The 4,750-nt window shown below is 42.8% G+C and carries 5 protein-coding genes; 2 read left to right on the top strand and 3 right to left on the bottom strand.

Translation table 11 applies throughout. The features are described 5' to 3' along the window. The 3 genes from pgsA to uvrY form a co-directional block, all read right to left on the bottom strand. Nucleotides 1–375 (bottom strand): CDP-diacylglycerol--glycerol-3-phosphate 3-phosphatidyltransferase (gene pgsA, locus B7C60_RS14825; RefSeq protein ID WP_245869522.1); only part of this gene is annotated, 375 nt, incomplete at its 3' end. Nucleotides 376–421: 46 nt separating this feature from the next. Beyond that, nucleotides 422–2,254, bottom strand: coding sequence for an excinuclease ABC subunit UvrC (gene uvrC / locus B7C60_RS14820; protein WP_099612324.1), 1,833 nt, complete (start codon nt 2,252–2,254; stop codon nt 422–424). Further along, nucleotides 2,251–2,895 carry a UvrY/SirA/GacA family response regulator transcription factor gene (gene uvrY / locus B7C60_RS14815; protein ID WP_099612323.1) on the bottom strand — a complete coding sequence of 215 codons (645 nt, stop codon included), beginning with the start codon at nt 2,893–2,895 and terminating at the stop codon, nt 2,251–2,253. Before uvrY ends, uvrC begins: the two co-directional genes overlap by 4 nt. 441 nt (nt 2,896–3,336) lie before the next feature. Here uvrY and B7C60_RS14810 point away from each other — a divergent pair, with 441 nt between their 5' ends. Both B7C60_RS14810 and B7C60_RS19595 read left to right on the top strand, forming a co-directional pair. Further along, nucleotides 3,337–3,819, top strand: a complete 483-nt coding sequence (locus tag B7C60_RS14810) for a DUF3015 domain-containing protein (RefSeq protein ID WP_099612322.1) — start codon at nt 3,337–3,339, stop codon at nt 3,817–3,819. A gap of 126 nt (nt 3,820–3,945) precedes the next feature. After that, a partial coding sequence (locus B7C60_RS19595; RefSeq protein ID WP_245869520.1) for an Lnb N-terminal periplasmic domain-containing protein occupies nt 3,946–4,750 on the top strand: 805 nt, incomplete at its 3' end.

Raw genomic sequence — 4,750 nt, 5'->3', positions numbered from 1 at the left:
CCAAGACACGGCCACACTGGCTCGTTTGCCAATTTCGGCCATCCATTCGCGTAAAGCTGAAATAATAATCTCACGACCAATCATGGTCACCGCAGGAATAGTAATCCAAATAGAATGGTAATGTTCCGTGATAAGAATTAACGCAGTTGCAACGAGCACTTTATCTGCAACCGGATCAATAAAAGCCCCAAACCGAGACGTTTGACCGAGTTTTCTGGCTAACATGCCATCCAGCCAATCAGTAAATCCGGCGATCCAGAAAATCATCGCGGCGGCAAAGGGGGCCCAGTTGTATGGCAAATAAAACGCCACAACAAATACAGGAATGAGGAAAAGTCTTAATAAAGACAAGATATTGGGGATGTTAAAACGCATATTTTTAGGCTCTTATTAGTTGCGGCTTTATGGTGCGGCATTTTTACTATTGTTTCAATGCTTGGTAGATATTTTCCGCCAAAGAATAACTAATCCCAGGGATTTTGGCGATTTCTTCAACAGTTGCTCGTTTAAGCTCCTGCATTCCTCCCATATATTTCAATAGAGCTTGACGACGTTTAGGGCCAACGCCTTCAATGCCTTCTAGTGAACTGGTTCGGCGAGTTTTTCCCCGTTTGGCTCGATGTCCAACAATCGCATGGTGATGGCTTTCATCTCGAATGTGTTGAATGAGGTGCAAGGCGGGAGCATCACTGGGAAGATTAAACTCTTTTCCTTCCGTAGTGATCAAGGTTTCTAAACCTGGCTTGCGAGTTATACCTTTAGCGATACCAATCAACAATGGCCGCTTAGGCCAATCTTGCCAACACTGGCTAATGATCTCATGCGCACGGTTGAGTTGTCCCTTACCACCATCGATAAAGATAACATCGGGGATCTTATCAATATCGAGCTGTTTAGAATAACGTTTTTCTAGTGCCTGTCCCATCGCTGCATAATCATCACCTCCCGTTATTCCTGTGATATTATAACGACGATACTCAGCTTTAACTGGCCCATCTTGGTTAAAAACCACGCAAGACGCGACGGTGCTTTCTCCCATGGTATGCGAGATATCAAAGCACTCCATGCGAGTAATGTTGCTCAAGCCAACGACCGATTGAAGCGCTTTAACCCGCTGATGGATTGTCATTTGATGATTCACTTTTGCCGTCATGGCACTGAGCGCATTGGTATTGGACAATTTTAAATAGCGGCCCCGAATTCCAGTAGGTTTTACATGAAAAACCACTTTACGCCCAGCTAATTGACTCAGCGCCGCTTGTAACGGCACGGTATTCTGCAATAACCCCTCATTGAGAATAATTCGGCTAGGAATAGTACGCCCTTCATTATGACTAAGGTAATATTGGCTTAAGAAGCTTTCAAACACTTCTTGTTGCCCAGTGCGGATTGGTATTTTAGGGAAATGACTACGACTACCAAGCACCTTTCCTTGCCGAATCATCAAAATATGAATGCAAGCCAGCCCTTTTTCTTCAGCAAACCCTAGCACATCCATATCATCCATCGAATCGTCAGACACATATTGCTGTTCCTGAATTCGACGGATAGCCTGAATTTGATCTCGATATTTTGCCGCATCTTCAAAGCGCAATGCTCTGCTCGCCTGCTCCATCTTCTCGACCAACACTTCCAGCACTTGATTATCTTTACCTTGCAAAAATAGACGCACGTAGTTCACGAGTTCAATATAATGCGTATCGGAAATGGTGTGCTTAACACAAGGAGCAACGCATCGACCAATCTGATACATCAAACAAGGACGAATGCGGTTGCTATATACGCTATCTTCACATTGACGGACAGGAAAAATCTTTTGAATTAAATGCAACGTTTCACGGACGGCACCGGAATCAGGATAAGGACCAAAATATTCCCCTTTGCGCTTCTTCGCTCCCCGATGTAAAGACAAACGGGGGTGTTTATGAGCACTGATAAAAATATACGGGTAGGACTTATCATCACGCAGCAATACATTATATTTAGGTAAGTACTGCTTAATATAATTATGTTCGAGAATAAGCGCTTCTGTTTCCGTGTGTGTCACTGTCACATCAATTTTGTCAATATGACTGACTAGCGCTCGAGTTTTTTCGCTATCGACTTTGCTACGAAAGTAACTGGACAAGCGTTTTTTCAGATCTTTCGCTTTACCAACGTAAATCACCTCAGCGTCGGTATTATACATACGATAAACACCGGGCTGATGGGTGACCGTTTTTAAAAAAGCGTGCGCATCAAACTCAGACACTATAATTTCTCGGTATCGAGCATCCCATGCCGAATCGCCAAATGGGTCAATTCAACATCACCACTTATGTCTAATTTAGCAAAAAGACGATAACGATAACTATTGACTGTTTTTGGACTCAGGTTCAGTTGATCTGAAATGTCAGTTACTTTTTGTCCTTTAGTGATCATCATCATAATTTGAAGTTCACGCTCAGACAGGCCTGCAAATGGATTTTCAGAAGCGGGTGAAAATTGGCTTAATGCCATTTGCTGAGCGATTTCAGGAGAGATATATCGCTGGCCACTATTCACAATACGAATAGCATTCACCATTTCATCGGGCGCGGAACCTTTGGTTAAGTAGCCCGCCGCTCCGGCTTGCATCACTTTGGTTGGAAACGGATTCTCAGTATGAATCGTCAGAACAATAATTTTAACATCTGGATTTAGACGCAAAATTTTCTTGGTCGCTTCTAAACCGCCAATACCTGGCATGTTCATATCCATTAATACGACATCAGTATGGTTGCTACGGCACCATTTTACTGCATTTTCACCGCTATCAGCTTCCCCTACTACGTTCATTCCACGGACGTCTTCAATAATACGTCGTATCCCTGTGCGAACCAGCTCGTGATCATCTACAAGGAAAACATTGATCAAACTTGTATCTCCACGCTTATCTATTCGCTCTGTTATCACAACGATGGACAACAGTCTGGCTGCTTAGTCTAACCTAAATGGCTAACCTGCTGCCAATGAATATGTGCCTAAAGCTAAATTTTGGCAAGAATTTCTTTAATAATCTGTGGGATGACATGCGCATTTAACGCTTATATAACCTGATAAGCATAGTTTTGAGCAATTTGATGTAACCACCGATCTAATTTGAACACACAGCAATGGAACCAGTGCAACAAAATCAATACAAAAATTGAAGGAAATCACTATTTTTAGTTGAAAATGCAGCTTATTTCATATATTTATACCGGCGGTCAATCAATGTTATATCTGACACTTTTATGATTAGTGAGATGTTTCTCAAAGCTAATTCGTGCATGATTCCATTTGTATTGATACTAAAATGATAATTAAGGGAAACTTATGAAAAAATTACTTGCAGTGGCCGCTCTAGCGGTACTTCCTCTTTCCAACGCGGCTATGGCAGACTCAGACATTGGTTGTGGTTTGGGTACCATGATCTTTGATGGTCAACAAGGTAAAGTGTTTAAAGTGCTTGGTGCAACCACCAACGGTACTTCAGGCAACCAAACCTTTGGTATCACTTTCGGTACGCTTGGTTGTGATGGTACTGGCACCATCGATTCTGCGCAAAAATTAGCACTCTTTATTGACGGTAACTTAGACAATCTCGCTCGTGATATCGCACGTGGTGAAGGTGAAACGCTAGCGACACTTGCTGAAGTTTGGGGTATCCAAGAAGCAGATAAAGCGACATTCAACCACATGGCAAAAGAAAACTTTGCCCACGTATTCGAATCTGAAAATGTAACGTCTCAACAAGTGTTTGCTAACTTAAATACTTTAGTTGCACAAGATCCAGCGTTAGCCGCTTACTCAATCTAAGTGACTGACACACGAAGTCTCCCAACTCCTCGGTTGTAAAGCTGACTTCGTTGCTCAATAAACGTTATTAGTGCCCGTCAGGGCACTTTTTATTGCTCGGCACATCACAATAATGACTCTATCGGCATGAGACTCTCTTTTATTACTCGTCGCAGTTTACTTTCCTGTTGCCTACTCGCAAATGGGTTGCTATTCAACTCGAGCGCTTTGGCTCGTTCCCAAGTGGATATTCCATCCCTAGCCCAGCATCCATACTGGCTAAAACTTGGGCATTACTTACCTTCTTATCTGTCAGGTTATCGCAGTACAATAGATTCTCGCGAGTTTTTTCTCGCTCACAATGGAAAGCAAGATCCAGAAGCAGAGTTAAGAGCAACGCTTGAGCAGCTTTATCACTCAGAGACTGCTATCGCACATCAAGCACGTTGTACTTATCCAGCCCGATATCGTTGGATTGAGTCTCAATATGGCAACGATGATGTCACGCTTAACTGCCCTGAATTAGACAATTGGCGCACCGTGATTGACCCAGCAGGGATGACACTCATTTTCCCGACAGCATTTATGAATAATCCTTCCTCCATGTTTGGTCATACCCTACTCAGAATTGATGCGAAAGATCAAACTCGTCATAAAGAATTGGTTGCGTTTGCGATTAATTTTGCGGCCGAGCCTGAAAGTAATGACAATGCTGCATTGTATGCTATGAAAGGGTTGTTTGGTGCTTATCCCGGTCGATTTACCGTCATGCCGTATTATCGTAAAGTGCGTGAATACAATGACATTGAGTCTCGTGATATTTGGGAATACCCACTTAATTTAACCGAACAAGAAGTCGAGCGGGTGCTACTGCATTTGTGGGAAATGCAATTAGCCGAGTTTGATTATTATTTCTTGGACGAAAACTGCTCTTATCAACTGCTTGCTTTGT

Origin of the sequence: Vibrio fujianensis (assembly GCF_002749895.1) — a bacterium.
Lineage (GTDB): Bacteria > Pseudomonadota > Gammaproteobacteria > Enterobacterales > Vibrionaceae > Vibrio > Vibrio fujianensis.
Note: the sequence above shows the minus strand (reverse complement) of the source record. Positions and strands in the feature narration are given on the sequence as shown.

Excerpts from the sequence above, each read along its gene's own strand:
- B7C60_RS14810 (WP_099612322.1), top strand. The coding sequence starts at position 3,337 with ATGAAAAAATTACTTGCAGTGGCCGCTCTAGCGGTACTTCCTCTTTCC.